Consider the following 22,545-nt stretch of genomic DNA (forward strand, 5'->3'; position numbering starts at 1 on the left):
AATGTTAATCTTAAAAAGAGATTTTACAAAGCGAATGATCGTTCTGACCACTCTGTTTGGGATGCTCTTTACGATGCTCACCCCCGGCCCAGCTTTTGCGGCAATCTCTTTTGGTTCAACCGCGACAAATCAGAGCGGCCCTAATCCGGTTCTTATTCTTACCATCAGCAGACCGGGCTCAACGGCGTCCGGAGATCTGCTACTAGCCGGCATCGCCGTGAACGAAGCCGAAACCTCAACGATCACGCCGCCCTCTGGTTGGACTTTTATTCAAAGGATAGACAATGCCAGCGATGTTGGCCTTGCCACTTATTATAAGGTTGCGGGCGCAAGCGAGCCGATATCTTACGACTTCGGCGTCGATAAAGCTGGTAGCGCTATCCGGGCTTCTGGCGGTATCACCGCTTATAGTGGGGTTAATACCGTTAGTCCCATAGATGTCATAGGGTCTAATAGCGGGGATAGCTCAATTGCCGTGGCTCCCTCCGTAACCACCACGGCTGCTGGCGATATGGTCGTTGCCCTCTTTGGCGTAGGCGATAAACCAGAGTTTAGCACGCCGGCGGGCATGACTGAGCGCTATGATATTTTTAATTTGAGCACCAGCGGTCCCAATACCGCGCTTGATGATGTGTTGCAAGCGGCCATCGGCGCTAGCGGTACAAAGACCGCCGATATGACTTTTGAGGGACCGCCCCTTTCAGCAAAATGGGTTGCACAGACCATCGCCCTAAAGGCCAGCATGGTCTCCCAAAACTCCACCACCACCGCGCCGGCCACCGCTGTGGCCGGCGTGACAACCATCGCCGTCTCCATGCCTTATTCAGGTGACGACAACGCCAACAATACCTACACGGTAGATTATAAATTATCAGCGGATGTCGAATGGACGAACTGGGTGACAAATGCGTCCCACACTGCCTCGCCCTACGAGGCCACCATAACCGGGCTCTTCTCTTCGAGCAGCTATGATGTCAGAGCCACCTATAATGACTCGGACGGTGTTACCGGAACCAACCCCCAAATGATAACGAATATCGTTACAACTACGGCTGATCCGGCAAACTATGTGGCGCCCGCCGGCACCGATAGGGTTGTCGTTGTAGCGGCAAGTGCAGAAATTGGAACCGCTATTAACAACGTCCAAATCGGGGGAGTGGCTGCCACCACAATTTCACTTGTCCAAAATAATAATGCTCAAATATATACCGGCTATCGGGTGATAGGCAGCTCGGCAACCTCTCAAAATATGGCCGTTACTGCGAATGTGGCAACCACGATCTTTGTAAAGACCTATCAAAACATAAATCAGAACACCGGCAATGGTCCCAACAATACGATAAACAGCATCGCAACGGGCACCGCTTCTAACGGTACGACGACCACCAACACCAACGTCTTCAACGCGCCTTCGGGAGCGGTAACGAATCTAGAGGGCGGCCAGGTTGTCTATGCCATAAACATGAACCTGGGCAGCGCGGACGGACAGGTAGATCTTGCTACCTCGACGGCTTGGGCATTTAACGAGCTCTTTGATAGATATGACAACGATGGTGGCAACAGGACGGGGGTGGGTGAAGCTACCACCAAAAATGCAGGCTCTTCCCTGGTAAGAGTCACCGCAACAACCAACCATAACCGGTCAGCCCTTATCGCGTTTTCGCTCAATCCCATAAGTAAGTTCTCAATTAGCCCTGACAATTCCGGTAGCGGCACCGGAGAGACCCCGGTCACCTATACCCACACCATAACCAACTACGGCCCCGTTCCGCTTTCAACCTTGCAAGGCTGGTCTCAACGATATGCTTCAACCAGTTATCCCAGCGGTTCCATAGGCAATTATCCGATATCGGCAGGTTCTAATCGCCTACTGGTGGTGGCCATTTCATCGACTCGGACCTCGCCAGGCGGCCAAACAGTAAGCAACGTAACCTATGGAGGCCAGTCCCTTACCCTTGCGGCCGGCGATGGCGCCTCGACCGGCACCTGGAATCACACTTACCTATATTATTTGAATGAAGCGGGCATACAGGCTGCGACAAGCGCCAGCTTAAACATCACCATTGCCGGCGGGACATCACACTATAATTGGGTCTATGCTTCAGTTTTTTCAGGCGTGGATCAAACAACGCCACTTACAGACGCAAGAAATTTTAATAGCGGTTCCACCGCCAACAGAGTGGTTGGACCCTTTAATCCGCCGCTTGCGATAAATGCTGGCGATCAAGCGGCGGAAATCATCAATCTGGCTAGGTCTAACCCTGGTGGTGCTGTGAGGAATATTTCCACCTGGGCTACTGGTTGGGGGACTAATGGCGGCTCAATCGAAGCTGATATTTTTTATGATACAAAAAACATCAACCCGCATACTTATATAACCAATAGGGCGGCGGTCCCTTCCAATATTATCGATGGCTCTGAGCATACGGCAAGCGGCGCCGCCTGGGATTCGATGACGGCCATTAGCATTAAGCCCAGTTATCAAAATAGGATTAACCTCTCGAAGTCCGATAGCTTGGCGGCTCAGGGCTGGACGTCAGAGATTTGGAATTCAAGCGAAACGACGCAAATATCTTCGGTAACCCTCGCCCCCTATTCGAGCGTAGACATCAAGGTAAAGGTGTATATTCCCGCAGGCGCGCCAAGCGGCGCTGTCAATACCACCACCATCACCGGCACCTCAACCCATAACGGCTTTACAGAATCAGCCACCGATACCACAACGGCCAACGCCTCATCGGCCATGATGATAATAGAGGTCTTCAATCCGGAGGCCGCTACGTACGATGCAATTGCGCCTTTCATCATGAGTTTCGGCGATGTTCTGGCCAACCAGAATTACTATATCGGCCAAGGTGCTTATACTATTGATACCCACGCCGTCAAACTAGAGGCCAGGGTCTTCGGCAACAGGTACTCCATCTCCACGATAGCTGACGGCGACTTCATAGCCGATATCGATAAGGGCGAGGTTATCTCGGCTACCAGGCTACAGTATGGTATTGATGCCGATCCCTTAACCCCACCCGAGCCCACGAACTGGACCAGTTTTTCATCAACCGTTGAGGCGATAATCTTTGAAGATCAAACGCCTGGTATAAGAAACCATTATTTGGACTATCGCCTCTGGATAGATTGGGACACCGACCCGCCATCTAGCTTGCCATATTCCACAACCATAATTTATACCCTTACGGCCCTGCCTCTATGATCACCAAGATGAAGATCTGGCTCAAAATATCAATACTGTTTATGGTGGCCTCATTCTTGATTACATCTTTTGCTCTTGCTCGGGAGGAATCAGGCGTGACCGTAAAGCCGACCGAGGTCAATCTCTCCGCACCGCCTGGCTCGGCCATTTCGGGTGAACTGCTTTTGATTGGAGGGGAAAAGGAACGTAATCTGAGCATGACCGTGCAGGATATCGTCATCGATGATGGCAGCGTAACCTATAAAAGATTGGATGAGGACGATCCAAGCTCTGTGGCCACCTGGATAGAGCTGGACAAAACGGCCATAAAGATAAAACCCGGTCAATCCAAGAGGCTCAGCTACCAGATGGAGGTGCCTTACGGCAGCAAGGCCGGCGATCATAAGGTCGTCGTCTTCATCTCAGATGACACGGCCGCTAAAGGCTCTCAAGGTCTTAATATAGTGGGGCGGGTTGGTGTCACCTTCAATATCAACGTGCTGCCTCTAGTCAAGGATGAAGTCTCTAAGCTTGATGTGGTCGGCGAATGGTATGGGTGCCCAAAATTCATCATTGTGCTGAAGAACCAGGGCAGCGTAGAAAGCAGTCCATCGGGCAGGCTAACCATCATTAAGGAGGGCGGGAGGGCGGCCGCCGTAAATGAAGCATTTCGAAGCCAAGCCATAGCCCCAGGCGAAGAGGCGAGCGTGACCATCGGCGACGTCAAAGGGCTTTCCGGTAGATATATAATCAAAGTCAGCCTTGATACTCTGTCGGCAGATACCGCCGAGACGCATTTTTTTGCGCCAAGCCGCTTAATCATCATCTTGATGATTGCCTCAACCCTCGGTTTACTGGTCTCGCTTTACCTTTTAGCTCGTCTTTTAGCCAAGAGATGATCGCTCAAGCCCTGGCTTTAAGCCTTAAATTTTAGATTAATCCGGTTTCCTCATGTTGCCATATCTCTCCCATTTGATTATAGTTGGCTCTGGGAGCGGCCAGAAATTTTTAAATTTATAAAGAAAGTGAAAAGGAGTGCAAGTTGACCAAGAATTCAAACTCTGAGAGTGAAATCAAAAAATTAAAAGACCAGTTAGAAATGGACGAATTAGAGCTCAAGATAGTTGAAGCTGAGCGGAAGATCGCAGAGAGCAGGAAAGAGATATTTGAGTCAAAATTGCCCAAGATAGCCGGGGCGCCGTCAAAAGACCGAGTTTCAGTCGAAGACAAATACCGCCTCGAATCTCGCATCTTAAGTTACAAGGCGATTGCCGAGATAGCCTCTCAAATTGCTCTTGAGGTTGGCAGAATCGGCAGCGAGCGGGTGATGATCTATTCTGAAAGCCATCTGGAGATGGTCACCTCCTATAGGTCCTTCTTAACTCAAATAAATCTCTTGATAGGAGAGTACGAGACGGCTTTGAGGGTTGAAGATGAGGCCATCGCTAAAATTATGGGCAGGAAGCATGATGGTCACATCGATGTGAAGGAGTACGCGCATAAGGCTGCTGAAGAAGAAGCAGCCGATTCACGTCTTCTTACCTCGATGGCGGCCAAAGCGGTCATCTCAACGGTTGCTCCGATAGCCATGAAGTCCTTCATGGATATAGCGAGTCTCTTCAAAAACGATACCGGCATAACTTTTAGCGAATTTAACCTGGTGGAAGAGGCATTGGTGGCCGAGGTCGCAAATCATCTTAAATACGATGGGGTAGAGGTGGTCTATCCGAGCGTCATATCCAGGCCGCCCGAACTGATTCTAACGGCTCTTTTCGATCTTCGCACCTTAAAAGATAGGGCCATAGAGAGGCTTAACGAGCTTAAAGGAAAAGACTCAAACAAGGGTCTGGCCGAACGCCTCAAGGTCTTAAATGCCTATCACGATAGAATAATCTCCATTCTTAATGACAAGAAGGACGAAGATAGTCAGACCGTCTTCGAGGGGCTGATGAAGGCGGAGGGGATATCTTTCGAGTTAGACAAGGAGGGCACCGATATGCTGGCCTTAAAACCGGTTTATGTCGGTGGGAACAGCAGGTTAAAAAGGAGCGTTCTTAAGAGTAGCGCCTCTCATATGGGCGGAGCCATCATCACGTACATCCTTTCCAGTCCGGATGGCATCGTTAGATCGTCGAAGACTCTATACAACTACACCGGCTACAAGAGGTTCAGAAATCCCAAAAAGCGCGGCGTTGAACTCAATAATTTTGAAGTTCAATCCGATAAGAAGAAAGGCCTAAAGCTCAACATGGGCAAGGATGATGATTTCATATAGGTCTTAACATCTTCAAGTTTTTAGAATTTCGCCGTCACATAGGCGAGGTTCACGTTCGGGGTTGAATTAAAAAATGGAAGAATTTGATCACAACGGTTTCAAAGTCAAGGCAATCAAGAGGCACAACTTCGGCATCATAAACGAGGAAGACAGAGCCCCGTTTTTTAGCTTCTTTTTTGTGATTTTAGCGGCTGGCTCCGATTGTAGAATAACCTACCAATAATCTACACCCAAAATTGATCACACCCATCCATAGCATGAGCTTAAATTGAAGATTGGTCCAATTTCATTTTCCACAGGTCACAAGGCATGTTAAAATTGAATCAATTCGCAAGGAGGCCTTATGATTAAAACGCTCATCCATCGTCAGGGTGAAAGCTTAGAAGTCGATGCCAGCGGACTTAAGGGCATTCTAACCGATAATGATGCAGTAGGCTGGGTAGATCTCTCTTCTCCAACCAAGGAGGAACTCGGCCTCCTAGTGGACTACTTCGGCTTTCACCCCCTGGCCATGGAGGACGCCGAGGCCGAATTTAATCTGCCAAAGATCGATACCTACAGCGACCATCTCTTTATAGTTTGGCACAGTCCCCTTGCGGACCAAAGCAGCCAAGAACCCTCATTTAGCGAGGTGGATATCTTCGTTACCTCCAACTTGGTGGTTACCATCCATTACGTCGAGATAAAGAGCCTCTCAAAACTATACGAAAGGGCCAAAGAGTCCAAAAACCTAATGGGCAAAGGGCCAGGTTTCATCCTGCACGCCGTCATAGATCACATGGTAGATGAATACTACCTTTTGATCGACAAGATAAGCGATGACATCGATCTCTTGGAGGACGAGATATTCGGCGCCCCAAGCCAGGACCAGCTTAAAAGGCTCTTTGGTTACAGGCGCAAGCTTCTGGCCATAAGAAAGATAGTTGCGCCACAGAGAGAGGTCATCTCCCTTCTAATCAGGCACGAAAAGTTGATCGGCCAAGACGTCTACCTCTATTTTCAGGATATTTATGACCACTTGGTCAGGATCTTGGATTTCGTCGATACCTCGAGGGAGGTCATATCGGGGGCCATGGAGATATATCTGAGTCAAGTCTCAAACAAGATGAACGAGGTCATGAAGCGCCTGACGATAGTCGCGACCATTTTTATGCCGCTCACCTTGATAACGAGTCTTTACGGGATGAATTTTAGAAATATGCCCGAGCTGAATTGGCGCTATGGCTACTTCATCGTCCTTGCCTTCATGACGATCTTTTCTGTGGTGACCTTCATTGTCTTCAAAAGGAAGCGCTGGTGGTAGCCTTGAGTATCCCGAACCTTGTCACCTTGACCAGGCTCATATTGGTGCCAGCCATTATAACAGCAGCCTTATCAGGCAAGATTCACCTTGCAGCCCTCCTCTTTGTTTTCGCTGCGGCAACCGATTGGATCGACGGATATCTGGCAAGACGCCTGATCAAAATATCAGATCTCGGCAGGCTTCTCGATCCCTTGGTCGATCGAATACTTATAGTATCGGTTTTGGCGATATTTATTATTAAGGATTTGCTTCCTTTGTCGATAGTATTAGTGGTGATCTTACGCGATATACTCGTTCTTTTGGGCTCTTGGTTCTTGAAGGCCAAAGGAAGAGAGATTGAGGTCACATTCTTGGGCAAACTCTCAACGGCCCTCATAATGATTTCGGTGCCGCTGGTCCTGACCGGACATGCCATTGGAGCCTGGACGTTCTATATAGCGGCGCTCTTTTCGGTCATCTCTTTTTTGGATTATCTACTCAAAATTTCGGCTCTCAGTAAATCATGAAGGAGGTCATATGAAAGCTGTACTCATGGCGGGGGGAGAGGGGACCCGCCTGCGCCCGCTCACCAGCAATCTGCCTAAACCGATGGTCCAAGTAGCCAACAAACCGATAATGGAGCACATCATAGAGCATCTTGCCAAACACAAGATAACCGATATCGTGGCCACTCTCCAATATCTTCCCCAGGTCATCAAGAGCTATTTCGCCGAAGGAGAAGAGCTGGGCATAGATTTAAGCTACGCGATAGAGGAGTTTCCCCTAGGTACGGCCGGAAGCGTAAAGAATACAGCCGCCTATCTGAACGAGACCTTCGTTGTCATCAGCGGCGACGCTCTGACTGATATAGACTTAAATAAGGCTATCGAATTTCATAAGAAGAGGAAGGCGATGGCGACCATCACCCTAAAGAGGGTGGATAATCCCTTAGAGTTTGGCATCGTCATCACCGAAAAGGATGGACGCATCGTAAGATTTTTGGAGAAGCCATCCTGGGGCGAGGTCTTCAGCGACACCATAAATACCGGTATATACATCTTGGAGCCCTCTATTTTCGAGCACATCCCTTCAGACTGCCCCTACGATTTTTCCAAGGAGCTCTTTCCCGATCTTCTGGCTAAAGGTTTTCCCTTATACGGCTATGTGGCCGATGGCTACTGGTGCGACATTGGTGACATTGGTCAGTACATTCAGGCTCAACGAGATATTTTGGATGGCAAGGTCAAGGTGAATATCCCCGGCATAAAGACCAGGTCCGGCATCTGGGTGGGTGAAGGCGCCTCAATAGATCCAAATTCCAAAATAGAGGGGCCGGCCATCATCGGTCACGACTCCAAGGTTGAGGCGGGGGCTTCGGTCGGAAAATATAGCGTGATAGGGAACAATGCCATCATCAGAGGGCATGCCAGAATCGACAGAGCACTCGTCGGGGAGAATACCTATATCGAGAACAATGTCTCATTAAGAGGCTGCATAGTCGGCAAGAACTGCGACATCAGAGGATCGGCCCGCTTGGAAGAGGGAGCGGTTCTTGGAGATGATTGTTTGGTAGGCGAGAGGGCGGTCATCAACAATAACGTAAAGGTCTATCCCTTCAAGGTAATCGACGGCGGTTCCACCGTCACAAGGAGCGTCATTTGGGAGTCGAAGGGCACCAGGACGCTCTTTGGCAAAAAGGGCGTAGCAGGGATAATAAATATCGATATCACGCCGGATATGGCCGCAAGGCTCGCCATGGCTTACGGAAGCACGCTGGATAAGGGGTCCCAAGTTGCCGTCAGCCGCGATTCCAGCCGGCCATCGCGCATGATAAAGAGGGCGATAGTTGCGGGCCTAAGTTCGGCCGCCGTTCACTGCCGTGATCTTAGGACCGCCCCAACTCCGATAAACCGCTTCACCGTACGCTCTGGTCGTCTCGACGGCGGCATCCATATTCAGGTTTCGCCACTCGAGCCGCAGGTGGTGGAGATAAACTTCTTTGACACCAATGGCGTTGATATATCCGAGAGTGAGCAGCGCAAGATAGAGCGCATCTACTACCGGGAGGATTTTAGGAGATCCTTCCACAATGAGGTCGGCGAGACGATCTTTCCCACCTTAACCTATGAATATTATGGTCAATCCATCTTAAAGAAGCTCGATAAGAAGCTGATAAAGAAGAGGAGACACCGGGTCGTCTTGGATTATTTCTATGGTAATGCCTCCTTGGTCTGTCCCCAACTCATCGGAAAGCTTGGTTGTGAGGTGATATCGCTCAACGCTTTCACCGATGAGGACAGGACGAGCGTCAGCGTAAGCGATTTTGAAGCCTTCATAATGCAGCTCGGCCAGACCGTAAAGAGCTTCAACGCCGACTTTGGAGCTCTCATCGACTCGACGTGCGAGAGGCTGATCGTCGTCGATGATAAAGGCAAAAGGATCGGTTACGACTATCTTCTCCTCATCTTGGTCGATCTGATGTGCCGCTTTGGTCAGAAAGGCAAGATAGCGGTGCCGGTTACTGTCTCTACGGCTGTTGAGAAGATTGCTGAAAAGTACGGCCGCACGGTCCTTAGGACTAGGCTGAACCCGACAGATCTGATGACCACGGCCCTCAAGAAGGATGTCGTCTTTGCCGGCGCTCAAGGCGGAAGGTTCATTTTTAGCAGGATGAATCCGTTCTATGATGCGATTCAGACTCTAGTCATGCTCATAGAATTCCTCTCCAAGGCAAACGAGCCGATATCTAAGATAGAAGCCGGTCTGCCCGCCTATCATCTGGCCCAGAGGGACCTATTCTGCGCTTGGGAGAATAAGGGCTTGGTTATGAGAAAGCTTTTAGAGGAGTCGGCCAAGAAAGAGGTCGATTTGACCGATGGAATTAAGATCTTTGATGAGACGGGCTGGACGCTCTTGATCCCTGATTCAGTCGAGCCGCTCTGCCGCATATTCTCGGAAGGGGCGAGCAAGAGAGATGCTGAAGTAAAGATAGATAAGTATGCCGGCATGATAGAGGAATTCTTTCCAAAATAAGGGGAGATTAGTGAGTAAAACCATTAAGTTTGGCACAGACGGTTGGAGAGCCGTCATGTGCGATGAGTTCACCTTCGAAAACGTGAGGCTAGTCGTTTGGGCCATTGCCAATTACTTGAAGGGCGAGGGCCGAGGCGAAAGGGGCATCGTTATCGGTTACGACAGGCGCTTTCTCTCCGAGGAATTCGCCTCGGTGGCTGCATCCGTCCTCATGGGTAACTCGATACCCGTCAAGGTTATGGGCGAGCCCGCTCCGACGCCCATGGTGGCCCATGCAATAACACTCCTTAAGGCAGATGGAGCCCTGATGTTTACGGCAAGTCACAACCCGGCCAAATATAACGGGATAAAGTTCATTCCCGATTATGCCGGTCCGGCCAGCCCAGAAATTACTAAATCCATCGAGGAAGAGCTGGACAAGGTCGCCTTGAGCGGGGAGGTCTTTCTAAAAGAAGAGAAGGGGCCAGAGCTCTATTCGACCATCGATACGACCACCCAATACATCGAACACATAGCCGGTCTCATCGATCTTAAGACCATCAAGAAGAGCGGACTGAGATTGGCCTTCGATCCCATGTTCGGAGCCGGAGCAGGTCCAATGAAGCGCCTCCTTGAGATGACTGGCTCAAAGCTCACCTCAATCCACGAAGAGAGAGATCCCCTATTCGGCTTAAGGCTTCCCGAACCATCAGCTGAAAACCTTCAAGAACTGATATCTCTGGTTAAGGATAACGGCCTGGATGTGGGACTGGCTTTAGACGGCGACGGCGACCGCTATGGGATAATCGCCGATGATGCCTCATTCATCTCAGCAAACCAGGTTCTATCCATCTTAACCCTTCACCTTCTTCGTTATCGCCACATGAGGGGGCGGATAGTCAGGACCGTTGCGACCACCCACCTTATTGATGAGATGGCCAAGAGAGAGGGGGCAGAGGTCACAGAGACCCCGGTCGGTTTCAAATATATCGCCGCCGAGATGCTTAAAGGCGATGTGCTCATCGGCGGCGAGGAGAGTGGGGGCTTAAGCATTCAAGGCCACATCCCCGAAAAGGACGGCCTTCTGGCTTGCCTCTTGATTCTCGAGCTCTTGGCAAAGAGGGGTAAGCCGCTCTCCAAGATCATAGAAGAGGTCCACGATGAATTTGGAGTCTTCAATAATGCTCGGCTCGATCTTTGTATGGACAGGGGCGAGATCCACTCCATACTCGAAGAGCTCAAATCGAGTCCGACAAAGGAATTTGCGGGCCAAAAAGTAGAAAAAGTCATACTCTTGGACGGCATAAAACTCATCATGGAAGATGGGTCTTGGGTTCTCCTTAGGGCGTCCGGGACTGAGCCACTGGTTAGAATCTATATTGAAAGCAGGTTTATAGATTCGTATAATAAGTTAAGAGGCGCAGCTGCTAAGATATTCAAAGCCTGATGCGGTTTAAAATTTGCTAAATATCTTTTCTTGCGCTAATATTTTTTAAAAAAGTGGTCTTTGGAATTGAAAATAAACATAAGAGAAGAAAAAGCGAAACTCTCATTAATAGTAGGCTTCTTTCTACTAGGCCTTCTCATCTCGACCTCCTTCTATTCCCAAGAAGCTTTCAAAAGAGGCCTTCCCGATTATCGTAAGCAGACTCTATTGGACTCCATAAAGGAGCTGGAAAAGGAGAAAGAGGTCTTCAAGGCCAATATTATAAATCTCAGAGATAAGGTAGAGACCTATGAGAGAGAGGCTGCGGCCACAGGGGGAAGTCTGGCCACTTTCAGCAAGGAGAGCGAAGACCTAAAGGAGGCGGCCGGTCTGACCCTTGTGAGCGGCAGTGGTCTTGAAATAACTCTGGCCGATAGCCCGAGTTTTCCCGAGTATGAGAATCCCAATAATTACATCATCCATGATTATGACCTTAGGACAGCAGTTAACGCTCTTTTGAAGGGGAATCCCAAAGGAATTGCCATCAATGACGAGAGATTGGTCGCCACAAGTTCCATCCGCTGCGCCGGCAGTACCATAATGGTAAACTCCACTCGAATCTCCACTCCCTACACCATCTTTGCGGTAGGCGACCCACAAAGGCTCAAGGAATCACTTGAGCTAGATCTCGCTTTCAGCCAGCTATCAAAGGACTATGCAGAGTCATTCGGACTCTTGGTTAATGTAAAGAGGCGGGCTAAGATCACCTTGCCCGCCTATAAAGGCCGCCTTTTATTGGAACATGCCAAAACGAAGGGTGAGAGCTGATGCTGCCATTTTTCGGTCTTTTAGTCGGTATATTTTTGGGTCTTACTCTAAAGATCGCGGTCCCGGCCGCCTACATAAAGTATCTTGGGGTGGCCACTTTGGCGGCTCTAGACAGCGCATTTGGCGGTATAAAAGCTAGTCTCCACAATGAGTTCAACGACAAATTGTTCATATCCGGCTTTTTTACAAATACGATCCTTGCTGCCTTCATCGTCTATTTGGGCGATCGGATGGGGATCGAGCCCCTCTACTACGCGGCCATAGTCGCCTTTGGGGTGCGCCTGTTTCAGAACCTTGCGGTCATCAGACGCAAAATCTTTAAGAATTGGGAGTGAAGATGAGGGGCATCTTCAAGTTAAGCGGTCCCAAGGATCTAATCCAATTCAGAAGGATGACGGTCATTGCAACCATAGTCGCGCTGATAACCGGCTTCTTGCTGGCAACGCAGCTAAGAGTGCAGCAGAATGTGGCCGAAAATCTCTCGTCGGAGTCGAAGCAGAATCTTGGTGAGATCATACGCGATCTTGATTTTGAGGTCAGAGCCCTCGCCAAAGAGGAGAGAGATCTTGAGCTAAGGCTTCTCAAGTACGAAGACTCCAGGGCGGACAATAACGTGATACTTGAAGAAGCCGCAGCCAATCTTAAGAGCTTGAAGAAATTTGTCGGCTCAGTGGATGTTTATGGGAGCGGCATTGAGATTGACATCGAGGATAAACTTTCCGTTCTCAACTCCTATGATCTTGCCGAGCTGGTGAACGAGATCAAATCGGGCAGTTCTGAGGCGATTGCCATAAACGATATCAGAATAGTCGCCAGCACGGCTTTTGCCGATGATTTGGATGGAGGAATATTGATAGGCGGCAAGATGACTTCGGCCCCATTTCATGTTGAAGCAATCGGCGACCAGGAGACCCTGCTCCAGGTTGTTGGAATGCTCGGGGGAATAAAGTATACTTTCAATTCATATGAGGGAGTAACTTTTGAGGCCCACAAGCGGGCCGAGATTGCCATCCCCTCAATAAAAGGATAATTGAAAGGAAGAGCTGTAGCCTTAGATGGAGATAAGAAATTTTTTTAAGACCGAAGGAAAGGCAACAATCTATGCGGCTCTGGTCTGTGCGCTTCTAATCACCCTGCCGATAGCAGCGGATGCCGCCGCCACAAACGGAAAGATTCGTCACGGAGTCAAAATAGGCGGCATCTCCGTTGGGCTGCTTGATGAAGAAGAGGCTAGGCAAAAGATAGAGGGGAGCCTAGAGAGCCTCCAGAAAAAACCGATCATCATCAAGGGAGAGAAAGGGGTCTGGCAGGTGACGCCAGATGAGATCGAGGCCATGCCTGATCTCGATGAGTCCATAGAGGAGGCCCTGGCATATGGACGAAAGGGCGGCCTCATAGCGGTCATAAAGGATCGCTTTTTAGCTTGGGTCAGACCTTATAACGTTGCTTTGAAACCATCTTATGATGAGGACAGGCTGAATGCCTTCATCAACTCGATAGAAAATGAGGTAAATATAGAACCGGTAAATGCTACGATCACCCTGGACGGTTCCGATATCGATATCTCCAAAAGTGCGCTCGGCATAGTCGTCGATGAGAATAGATTTAAAACAATGCTTTTAGACATGGTCTACCTGAGCGGTAAAAGAGAGATGCTCCTTCCCAAGATCGATTCAAAACCCTTCGTGACCGAGGCCGAACTTTTTACGGTTAAAGAAGACTTTCTTAGGATATTAAAGGACCCCCTCACCTTGAGATTTGAGGATCAGAAACTCACCTTAAGGGGCGATTCGCTTAAGGACGTCCTGATATTTAAGGAGTTTGTCGACGAGGCCAAGGGTAAGGGCGGATATTCGATCAAGCTTGGAGTGGACGAGGATAAGCTCCGCGATATTCTCGATGCGAAGTTCGTTTATGAGGGCGAAAAACCGAAGGATGCCACCTTTCAGATCGACGGCACGAAAGTTACCGTCATGCCGGGATCCATGGGCATTGGAATAGACTATCTGGCCTGCATCGGTGATATCGAGGAGTCTTTTAGGGGTCTGCCCCCAAGAGAGATCATGCTCGAAATAGGTGAGATTGAGCCCAAGCTTACAAGCGGGGAAGCTAAAAAGATGGCCATCGAAGAGATGGTGTCAAAATTCACCACCAATTACCCGGCAAATAACCCACCCAGAATAAGCAATATCCATCTGTTGGCTGATGCCCTGGATGGCACCATTGTCGCTCCTGGCGAGGTATTCTCCTTCAATGAAACCATTGGCCCAAGGACGGCTGCCAAGGGCTACAAAGAAGCTCCGACGATTGTCGGCGGCAAACTGGTCCCCACAATCGGTGGCGGGGTATGTCAGGTTGGAACGACCATCTGTAACACGGCATTTTTTGCCGGCTATCCGATTGTGGAACGAATAAACCATAGCTTTTATATAAGCAAGTATCCGATTGGAAGGGATGCCACGGTATCCTACGGAGACAAGGATTTTAAGTTCAAGAACGACACCGAAGCCCACGTGCTCATAAAGACATCCTACACAGCGACTTCGATAACGGTCGCCTTCTTCAGCACCGATTATGATACCCAGGTCTCCTATACCACTACGCCCAGGAGCAATCCCAGAACATATGGCGAAGATGTAACCGAGGACCCGAACTTGCCCGCGGGTCAGAGGGTAGTTGAGGAGGCTGGAATAAGCGGCTTTGACGTGACTGTCTACAGGACTGTCATGAGGGGTGGCAAGACAATCTTAGAGGATAAGTTCTTTAGCCGCTATAGTCCCAAGAATGCTGTAGTGAGGGTGGGCACCAAGGGGGTCACTCCAGATACTTCCGCTCAACAGACAGTCGATCCGGCGGAAAATCTTTAAAGGGGGATGGTTTATGATTTGGAACCCAGACTTAGAATGTATGCCAAGAGAAGAAATCAAATCCATCCAACTGGATAGGTTAAAAGTGACTTTAAAGAGAGTAGATTCAAGTGTTGAATTTTACAGAAATTCCTTCAAGGATAGCGGCGTAAACATCGATGATGTTAAGAGCTTAAGCAATCTCTCAAGCCTCCCCTTTACCACAAAAGATGACTTAAGAAGAGACTATCCCTTCAGGCTATTTGCGGCCCCGATGCGAGATATCGTAAGAATACATTCATCATCGGGCACGACCGGACAGGCCACAGTGGTCGGATATACCAATAGAGAGCGTCCTAATGGATATCGAGGGGACTGAGCCGCATTACCAGATACTCATAAAACGCGAGAACAACCTAGATATCATCGTCGCTTAAGTCGAGGTTTCAGACGAACTATTCTCCGATGAGGTCAAACAACTCGAAGCCTTAGAGAGGCGGACACAAGAGGCAATGGAGAGCGCTCTAAGCGTCTCAGTCATCGTCAAGCTGGTTGAGCCAAAGACCATCGAGCGGAGCGAGGGCAAGGCCAAAAGGGTAGTCGACCTAGGAAAGATTTGATCGATAAAAGGGGGTCAGAAATGAAGGCTAAACAGATTTCGGTCTTCTTGGAGAACAAGTGGGGGCGTCTGGCTGAGGCGACAAAGATATTGGGTGAAAGCGGCATAAACATAAGGGCTCTCTCAGTTGCGGATACCGCGGATTATGGGGTCTTAAGGATGATAGTCAATGAACCAGATAGGGCTCATGACGTCCTAAAATCGAAGGGGTTTACCGTTACTGAGACCGACGTAATAGCGATCGAGGTTTCGGATGAACCGGGTGGCCTTGCAAGGGTTCTTGAGGTCTTGAAGGTCGGCAATATCAATGTGGAATATATTTATTGTTTTCTCGAGAAGAAGTCCGAGTCAGCAATCTTGATACTCAGAGTTGAGGACGCCGAAAAGGCAGCTAAGTTCCTGAAAGAGGCGGCCGTCTCGCTGATCAAACCCGAAGACCTATACAATATGTAAGGTTGTTTTATCATTTCCACAAATAAGTTTATGAAGGTTAATTCCCGCTTATGATCACAGAAAAGATTCAGCGCTTGCGGCTTGCGCGCCGTTTAACGAGGCGAGATAAAAAGCTCAAAGAGGCTAGGGCAGCGAGATCAAAACGGATTAAATGGCCCTGCGACCTTTTCGTCATCATTCTAACTCTCGCTCTTCTCATCCCAAGCTTGGTTTTTGCCTCGCCGCCGCCGATTATAACTGCTTCATCGGCCATATTGATTGATGCCAAGACCGGCCGAACGCTCTGGGAAAAGAACTCTATGGTCCAGCGTCCGGTTGCAAGCACCACCAAGATGATGACTGCGATCCTGGCCATAGAGAATAGCAACCTTGAAGATATCGCTATCACCAGCCCTCAAGCGGCCGCAGCCGGAGAGGCCGAGATATATCTCGAACCCGGAGAGATGATCACGGTAAGAAACCTCCTTTTGGGGACGCTGCTCAAATCGGGAAATGATTCGGCAGTAGCTCTGGCCGAGCATACCTCCGGCAGCGTCAAGGATTTCGTGGCCCAGATGAATGAAAAGGCCGTTGAGATAGGGGCCAAAGATACCGTCTTTAGGAATCCAACAGGCCTCGAAGAGGCTGGCCATAAATCGACGGCCTACGATCTTGGCCTAATTGCAAGATACGCCCTTCAGAATGAAACCTTTGCTCAGATGGTCGCGACCAAATCCTGCACCATCCCCTGGCCTAGCAATACGTTTCCAAGATCGCTCACGAACCATAATAAGCTTCTGCTTAAGTACGAGTATGTAACCGGGGTCAAGACGGGGTATACCAAAGAGGCCGGTCATTGCCTCGTCTCCTCGGCCGTCAAGGGCGATAAAAAGTTGATAGCCGTGGTCTTAAACTCGATAGGCAGCGAAGAGTGCTACCTCGATTCCGAAGTGGTACTCAATTATGGTTTTGCTAATTTCGATCCAAAGACGGTCTTAACCGTGGGTGAAGAGTTTGAGGCCATATCTATCTGGGGCAGGCCTCTAAGCAGCTTAACGATGAGGCCTGCCAAAGAGGTTGTCATGCTGATGGCCGAGGGTGAGAGGTTGACCTTCAAGAAATCGATAGTACTTAGCTATCCAAACAGGGGCATCAAGCGGGGAGAGAAGGTTGGCGAATTGATACTTGGAAATGAAGATGACGATTTGACTTCAGTGGACCTAGTGGCTACGAGCGATGTAGACAAGGGTTTTTTCTGGATTCTATGGGATGCCGCCACCGCCCTTTTTGCCAAGACATCCTCTCTTTTGCAGCAAATTATTAGATAAGGCACCCAAATTGTTATATACTAACTGATTAAAGGAGGCTTACGTGACTGACGAAGCTGACCTCAAAGATAATAAACTGATCAACCTCACGAGCAAGAGCTCCGAAGAACTGAGGGCCATTTTAGATGCCCTCTGCAAGGAGGAGGAGGAGCTCTCCTTGAAGCGCAGGATTTTGCATGGTCGAATAGATCTTATCCGGGCGGAGCTTACCGAAAGGGTTAAGGCAAAGGGAGAATCTTCGCTCAAACTTGATATCGATAAGATTAACAAGATCTTGGCCGAGGGCCTCTAAAATCTCTTGTTTTTCAAGTCCTACAAAGGTGGTTTATATGGCGTGCAATAGATGCGGGTATGGCGGGATGATCAAGGGCGATATCTGTCCCAAATGTGGTCGGGATGCACGGGGGACTGCTCTTTCGGGCGAGACGAGTTATCTTTCACCGGTGGAGCTCGAAAGCATTAAAATGGCTGAGGAACAGGGCGGAGAGACTGAGGGTCCAGCTCTGATTGTAGAAAAGGGGCCGACCATCGGGATGGTATTTCCCCTCGATAAAGAGGAGACGTCGATAGGAAGACATCTCGGTAGCGACATCTTTTTAGATGACATAACGGTGTCGAGAAAGCATGCCCAAATATCCAAAAAGAGCGATGGATTCATACTGCGTGATATGGGCAGCTTAAACGGGACTTACGTCAACGAAGACCTGGTCGAAGAGACCTTTTTAAATGGCGGGGACGAGATTCAAATCGGCAGGTTCAAATTGGTCTTTAAGGCATAGATGGTCATCTACCCAGAAGGTGTGAAAATTGATGCTTGGATCGACGGATAGGGATTACGCAACCATAGGAGAGGTGGTTGAGGAGTTAAAGCGCGAATTTCCCGCACTTTCGATCAGCAAGATAAGATACCTTGAAGAAGAGGGGTTAATTAATCCCAAGAGGACGAGCGGTGGTTATAGGAAATTCAGCACGAAAGATGTCGAAAGAATAAGAACCATTTTGCGCTTACAAAAAGAGAAATTCCTTCCCTTAAGCGTCATCAAGTCTCAACTTAAAGTCTTTTTGAAAACTGAAAATTACCCCAGAACTCATCCAAAGGTCGAGAAGGCTTTCGATACTGAGATGAGCCTGAAAAAAGCGGCCAAGTCTTTGAATATATCTGATCCTGAGATCGAAACCCTTAAAGATTATAAGATAATCCAGCCGGTCGAGACCGAGGAGGGCAATGTCTTGGGCTCCATCGATCTCTCCATAATGAAGCTGGTAAAAAAATTGGAAAACTACGGCATGGAGCCGCGCCATATAAGGTTTCTGGAGAACACGATCGAGAGGGAGCTCTCCTTCTACCAACAGATATTCCCCTCCTCTATGATGCAAAAGGGAGATAAGGGAAGGAAGAGGGCCCTTGGCGACTTCTCAAACTTCATTACGATGACCCAGGATTTAAAGGACCTTCTTCTCAAGAAATCGATCAAGTCGAACTATGGGGCCGATCTCTTAAGAAATGAGGAGGACGGGAGAGGATCGGTCGATCTTTAGCGAGGCAAATAGCTCCATCGGGCAAAGAGGGCGGTTGCAAATTGGGTTTTTCACAAGCTGAAGAGATAAACTTCTCTCACCCCAGTGAGAAGGTGTGCGCAAAAATACTCGACTTCTATAAGATCAATTGGCTTTATGAACCGAAGACATTTCCCATCGAGTGGGATAAGAAGAGAAACGTCATAAAGAGCTTTACCCCAGACTTCTATCTCCCAGACCTCAACCTCTTTATTGAGCTTACGACCATGAACCAGAGGCTCGTTACAAAGAAGAACTACAAGGTAAAAAGGCTGAAAGATATCTATCCTGAGATAAATATCAAGATCTTCTACCAAAAAGATTTCAAGAACCTAATGGCCAAATACGGACTTCCGACAGATCACGGCATGAGATAGGAGATATCAGGAATCGGTCAGCCTCAAGGAGAAGCTTATGCGGGATCATGAGGGCGATATTGAAGAGATACTCATCACCAAAGATGAGCTGAAGAAGAGAATAAAGTCGATCGCAAATGAGATAGAGACGGATTATTCCGATCGCACTCCGCTTCTTGTCAGCGTACTTAAGGGGGGCGTCGTCTTTCTGACCGAACTGATGATGGAGATCAAGGCACCGCTAAACCTAGACTTCTTGGCGATATCTAGCTATGGGGCCTCCACACAGGAGACGGGGGCCGTAAAGCTCATAAAGGATCTCGACGAGAGCATAGAGGATAGGGACATAATTTTGGTAGAGGACATAATAGATACCGGACTCACCTTGAATTACCTAATCTCAAGTCTTAAGGCCAGAAAGCCCGCCAGTCTCAAGGTCTGCACCTTGCTCGACAAATCGGTCAGAAGGATAGTCGATATACCCATCGACTATAAGGGCTTTGATGTAGGCGATCTCTTTCTCGTCGGCTTTGGGCTCGACTATCGTCAGAGATATCGCAATCTTCCATACGTCGGGGTGCTAAAGAAAGAGGTATATTTCGGGTAGGTCCCTTAGAGCTTGGTTATCTCTCCGCGGGTAGCAAATCCCATATTATTTGCAAGATCGCCGATTCTTTCATAATGATTGACCATATCTAGAAAGAGGATTCCCGCTTGCGAAAGGCAGACCCCTTGCTTGAGCCTTTCATGGTGGCATCGGCGGGCTCTTCTGGCTATCTCATCGATCTGATCTTCAATGTTCTGATACTCTTTAGCCATGGCCGCATCATCGGTCTCGAATGCGATGACGATATTTTCAAACATCCTCTTTACATCGGAGTAGAGTTGCCTGATCTCATTATTGGCATCCTTTGAGAAGGGTATCCTCTCATCATTCTTCTCATCGGCTATCTGCATTATGTCTTCGGCGTGGTCAGCGGCTCTTTCAATATCGTTTACCACATGCATAAGGATGGTCAATCTTCTCGACTGCTCCGGGCTCATCGAACTCTGCGATATCTTGGTCAAGTATTTGGTGATCTCGCTGGCGAGGTTGTCGACGGCCTCTTCTCGCTGCTCCACCTGTCTCCTTATCTTCTTGTTGGGTTCAAACAAGATCTGTGAGGCAAAATCGAGCATCTCTATGGTTAGGCGGGCCATTCTGGCCAATTCCTTGGAAGCTTGACCCAAAGCGACAGACGGGGTGCTCATAAGGTGCTGATCCAAGTAGATTGGCCCTCTCTCCACCACCACATCCTCTCCTGGGACAAGGACGGTTACTATCTTGGTGAAGGCGGCGACAAGGGGAAGCCCTATCATGGTACAGATAATATTTAACGACGTCTGTGCATTTGCTATCTGTCTTGCTATATTATTCGAGGTCAAGATGGCTGCCTTTATGAAGAGGGGGAGTATTGATAAGAACAAGACGGTTCCAAAGACGTTGAACAAAAGGTGGGCCACGGCGGCCCTTCGGGCAGCAAGTGAAGTACCGATGCTTGCGATCATGGCCGTGATGCAGGTGCCGATCTCAGCGCCTAGGACGATCGGTATGGCGGAGTTGATGTTTAGGATGCCCGAAGCGGCTGATGCGATAACCAGACCCATTGTCGCGCTGCTGCTCTGTATCACGGCCGTGAAAAGCATGCCGGCCATAACGCCAAGCAGCGGTCTGCTTCCGAAGCGATTGACTATATCTAGTAGAGTCTGGCTCTGTCTTAAAGGTACAACAGATTCCTTCATTAGGGAGAGACCAAAAAATAAGAGGCCAAATCCTAAAATGGACTGGCCTAAAAACTTATATATCTTCCTCTTGGCAAAGAAGGTGAGAGCAAAACCGACGCCGATAGCCGGAAGAGCATATTTATCGATTTGGAAGGCGATCATCTGGGCGGTTATAGTGGTTCCGATATTGGCGCCCATTATGACGCCGATTGCCTGAGTCAAGTTCAAGAGTCCTGCATTTACGAAGCCGACCAGCATAACCGTGGTCGCGCTGCTGCTCTGGATTATGGCGGTCACCAAGGCTCCAACCATCGCTCCGATCCAGGTCTTTTTGGTCAATATCTCGAGGATCTTTCTCATTCTGTCGCCGGCTATCTTCTGCAGGCCATCCCCCATAACCTGCATGCCATAGATGAATAAGCCTAATCCTCCTAAAAGGTTCATAGTTATACTTGTTGTCACGAGGTCTCCTAATTTCTCATCAATAACGGGTGAATTATAGCACAAAGAAAGGTTTTGAAGACGAATTTGACGTATAGATAGGGGGAGAGATAAAGTTGCGAAAGGACGCTGCATATACTAATATCTCTTTGATCGACAATTTTGGGGGAGATCAAGATTCGTTTCAAGAGATCCATCACACTCTTAACGGTCGCGATATTAACCGTTCCAATCCTAAGCCAACCAGTTCTTGCCGAACCGGCCGTAAGCCGGGGCAAGAGCGCATCCTCTCTACAATCTGAACTCAATAAGATAGTTGCCGACTTTGATAAGGCCTATGACGAGTACGAAGAGACAGCCATCGCCGAAGCCAATATCACAAAGAGGCTAAAGGTGATCGAGGCCGATCTCACCAAGCGCGATAAAGAGTTGACGGCAAGGCTCATCGCCATGTATAAGCAGGAGGAACTGACCTACTTCGACGTTGTCTTGGAGTCTGCCGATTTCAATGACTTCATATCCAGAGCCTACATCCTGGAGCGCATAAGCGCAAAAGATGCCAGAATGATCACCGAATCTAGAGCCCTGCGCCGCGAACTTAAAGCCAAGAAGGAAGAGCTTAGTGTCAAGAAGGCAAAAGAGGAAGCGCTTCTGCTCAAGCTCAAAAAGAAGCGGGGAGAACTGGCGGAGAAGTTCAACTTGTCCAAAAAGATATTCACAAGTCCTAAGCCCACCATCAGTAACAAGGTTATCAAGGGCGTCAAAATGAGTTGTTTTCCGGTGGCCAAGATGTATTCCTACCGCGACACCTGGGGTGCTCCAAGGAGGGGCCACCGTCATCGGGGAACCGACGTCTTTGCTCCCAGGGGCCAGCCTCTTTATGCGGTGGCAAGTGGAACGGTTAGGGCGACCAGCAGCCGAAATGGCGGGAAGACGATCTATCTGACGAGCGATAATGGCGATCTATTCTATTATATGCACCTCAATGCCTACGCGGTCACATCGGGCCACGTGACGGGCGGCCAAGTCATCGGAACGGTCGGAAGCACAGGAAATGCCAAAGGAGGAACCCCTCACCTTCACTTCGAGGTCCATCCCAAAGGCGGCGGGCCGGTAAATCCCTACCCATATTTAAGAACGCTCGGATAGCGCAGTTGACCGAGCGCTAGTTAGGACATATCATTTAAAC

Annotated in this window: 20 protein-coding genes and 1 pseudogene; 20 read left to right on the forward strand and 1 reads right to left on the reverse strand. The window is 49.0% G+C overall.

All coding sequences use genetic code 11. From position 1 onward, the window contains the following. Position 1: 1 nt before the first annotated feature. From QMD53_00455 to hpt, 19 genes and pseudogenes are all read left to right on the forward strand, one after another. Positions 2–3,211, forward strand: a complete 3,210-nt coding sequence (locus QMD53_00455) for a hypothetical protein (GenBank protein ID MDI6799150.1) — start codon at positions 2–4, stop codon at positions 3,209–3,211. Positions 3,212–3,306: 95 nt separating this feature from the next. Then, a complete protein-coding gene (locus QMD53_00460; protein ID MDI6799151.1) occupies positions 3,307–4,089 on the forward strand; it encodes a hypothetical protein in 783 nt (260 codons plus the stop codon). Between the two features lie 143 nt (positions 4,090–4,232). Beyond that, positions 4,233–5,465 (forward strand): hypothetical protein, encoded by a 1,233-nt coding sequence (locus tag QMD53_00465; GenBank protein ID MDI6799152.1) that lies wholly within the window; start codon positions 4,233–4,235, stop codon positions 5,463–5,465. Positions 5,466–5,808: 343 nt separating this feature from the next. Further along, complete coding sequence (gene corA / locus QMD53_00470; GenBank protein MDI6799153.1) at positions 5,809–6,768, forward strand: magnesium/cobalt transporter CorA; 960 nt, start codon at positions 5,809–5,811, stop codon at positions 6,766–6,768. Positions 6,769–6,770: 2 nt separating this feature from the next. Next, a complete protein-coding gene (gene pgsA / locus QMD53_00475) occupies positions 6,771–7,274 on the forward strand; it encodes a CDP-diacylglycerol--glycerol-3-phosphate 3-phosphatidyltransferase (GenBank protein MDI6799154.1) in 504 nt (167 codons plus the stop codon). A 10-nt stretch (positions 7,275–7,284) separates the two neighbouring features. Continuing rightward, the gene (locus tag QMD53_00480) at positions 7,285–9,780 is read left to right on the forward strand and encodes a mannose-1-phosphate guanyltransferase (protein MDI6799155.1); all 2,496 of its coding nucleotides are present in this window, start codon (positions 7,285–7,287) and stop codon (positions 9,778–9,780) included. Between the two features lie 10 nt (positions 9,781–9,790). Further along, the gene (locus QMD53_00485; protein ID MDI6799156.1) at positions 9,791–11,206 is read left to right on the forward strand and encodes a phosphoglucomutase/phosphomannomutase family protein; all 1,416 of its coding nucleotides are present in this window, start codon (positions 9,791–9,793) and stop codon (positions 11,204–11,206) included. A gap of 66 nt (positions 11,207–11,272) precedes the next feature. Then, positions 11,273–12,013: a DUF881 domain-containing protein gene (locus QMD53_00490; protein MDI6799157.1), complete on the forward strand. Its 741-nt coding sequence runs from the start codon at positions 11,273–11,275 to the stop codon at positions 12,011–12,013. Continuing rightward, positions 12,010–12,348: a small basic family protein gene (locus QMD53_00495; GenBank protein ID MDI6799158.1), complete on the forward strand. Its 339-nt coding sequence runs from the start codon at positions 12,010–12,012 to the stop codon at positions 12,346–12,348. Before QMD53_00490 ends, QMD53_00495 begins: the two co-directional genes overlap by 4 nt. 2 nt (positions 12,349–12,350) lie before the next feature. Continuing rightward, positions 12,351–13,043, forward strand: a complete 693-nt coding sequence (locus QMD53_00500) for a DUF881 domain-containing protein (GenBank protein MDI6799159.1) — start codon at positions 12,351–12,353, stop codon at positions 13,041–13,043. Positions 13,044–13,068: 25 nt separating this feature from the next. Then, positions 13,069–14,880 (forward strand): VanW family protein, encoded by a 1,812-nt coding sequence (locus QMD53_00505; GenBank protein MDI6799160.1) that lies wholly within the window; start codon positions 13,069–13,071, stop codon positions 14,878–14,880. Between the two features lie 13 nt (positions 14,881–14,893). After that, positions 14,894–15,479, forward strand: a pseudogene (locus QMD53_00510) (hypothetical protein). A 20-nt stretch (positions 15,480–15,499) separates the two neighbouring features. Then, positions 15,500–15,931, forward strand: coding sequence for an ACT domain-containing protein (locus QMD53_00515; GenBank protein ID MDI6799161.1), 432 nt, complete (start codon positions 15,500–15,502; stop codon positions 15,929–15,931). Positions 15,932–15,981: 50 nt separating this feature from the next. Then, entirely contained in the window at positions 15,982–17,238 is a 1,257-nt protein-coding gene (locus tag QMD53_00520; protein ID MDI6799162.1) for a D-alanyl-D-alanine carboxypeptidase family protein, read from the forward strand. Positions 17,239–17,281: 43 nt separating this feature from the next. Next, positions 17,282–17,530 (forward strand): hypothetical protein, encoded by a 249-nt coding sequence (locus QMD53_00525; GenBank protein ID MDI6799163.1) that lies wholly within the window; start codon positions 17,282–17,284, stop codon positions 17,528–17,530. A 37-nt stretch (positions 17,531–17,567) separates the two neighbouring features. Next, positions 17,568–18,017 (forward strand): FHA domain-containing protein, encoded by a 450-nt coding sequence (locus QMD53_00530; protein MDI6799164.1) that lies wholly within the window; start codon positions 17,568–17,570, stop codon positions 18,015–18,017. Between the two features lie 31 nt (positions 18,018–18,048). Beyond that, positions 18,049–18,777, forward strand: coding sequence for a MerR family transcriptional regulator (locus QMD53_00535; protein MDI6799165.1), 729 nt, complete (start codon positions 18,049–18,051; stop codon positions 18,775–18,777). Between the two features lie 41 nt (positions 18,778–18,818). Further along, positions 18,819–19,172, forward strand: a complete 354-nt coding sequence (locus tag QMD53_00540) for a hypothetical protein (GenBank protein ID MDI6799166.1) — start codon at positions 18,819–18,821, stop codon at positions 19,170–19,172. A gap of 37 nt (positions 19,173–19,209) precedes the next feature. After that, entirely contained in the window at positions 19,210–19,758 is a 549-nt protein-coding gene (gene hpt, locus QMD53_00545) for a hypoxanthine phosphoribosyltransferase (GenBank protein ID MDI6799167.1), read from the forward strand. A 5-nt stretch (positions 19,759–19,763) separates the two neighbouring features. Here the strand turns inward: hpt and QMD53_00550 are convergent, their stop codons facing one another. Next, positions 19,764–21,377: a Na/Pi cotransporter family protein gene (locus QMD53_00550; protein MDI6799168.1), complete on the reverse strand. Its 1,614-nt coding sequence runs from the start codon at positions 21,375–21,377 to the stop codon at positions 19,764–19,766. A 141-nt stretch (positions 21,378–21,518) separates the two neighbouring features. On the opposite strand from QMD53_00550, the gene QMD53_00555 reads away from it, so the two are divergent. Then, positions 21,519–22,505: a peptidoglycan DD-metalloendopeptidase family protein gene (locus QMD53_00555; protein MDI6799169.1), complete on the forward strand. Its 987-nt coding sequence runs from the start codon at positions 21,519–21,521 to the stop codon at positions 22,503–22,505. The last annotated feature ends 40 nt before the right edge of the window (positions 22,506–22,545 follow it).

Source organism: Actinomycetota bacterium, from assembly GCA_030017835.1.
Lineage (GTDB): Bacteria > Actinomycetota > Aquicultoria > UBA3085 > Oleimmundimicrobiaceae > Yes70-04.

Coding starts and splice junctions, on each gene's coding strand:
- QMD53_00505 (MDI6799160.1), top strand. CDS start 13,069: ATGGAGATAAGAAATTTTTTTAAGACCGAAGGAAAGGCAACAATCTAT.
- QMD53_00455 (MDI6799150.1), top strand. CDS start 2: ATGTTAATCTTAAAAAGAGATTTTACAAAGCGAATGATCGTTCTGACC.
- QMD53_00520 (MDI6799162.1), top strand. CDS start 15,982: ATGATCACAGAAAAGATTCAGCGCTTGCGGCTTGCGCGCCGTTTAACG.
- corA (MDI6799153.1), top strand. CDS start 5,809: ATGATTAAAACGCTCATCCATCGTCAGGGTGAAAGCTTAGAAGTCGAT.
- QMD53_00515 (MDI6799161.1), top strand. CDS start 15,500: ATGAAGGCTAAACAGATTTCGGTCTTCTTGGAGAACAAGTGGGGGCGT.
- QMD53_00500 (MDI6799159.1), top strand. CDS start 12,351: ATGAGGGGCATCTTCAAGTTAAGCGGTCCCAAGGATCTAATCCAATTC.
- hpt (MDI6799167.1), top strand. CDS start 19,210: ATGCGGGATCATGAGGGCGATATTGAAGAGATACTCATCACCAAAGAT.
- QMD53_00480 (MDI6799155.1), top strand. CDS start 7,285: ATGAAAGCTGTACTCATGGCGGGGGGAGAGGGGACCCGCCTGCGCCCG.
- QMD53_00535 (MDI6799165.1), top strand. CDS start 18,049: ATGCTTGGATCGACGGATAGGGATTACGCAACCATAGGAGAGGTGGTT.
- QMD53_00530 (MDI6799164.1), top strand. CDS start 17,568: ATGGCGTGCAATAGATGCGGGTATGGCGGGATGATCAAGGGCGATATC.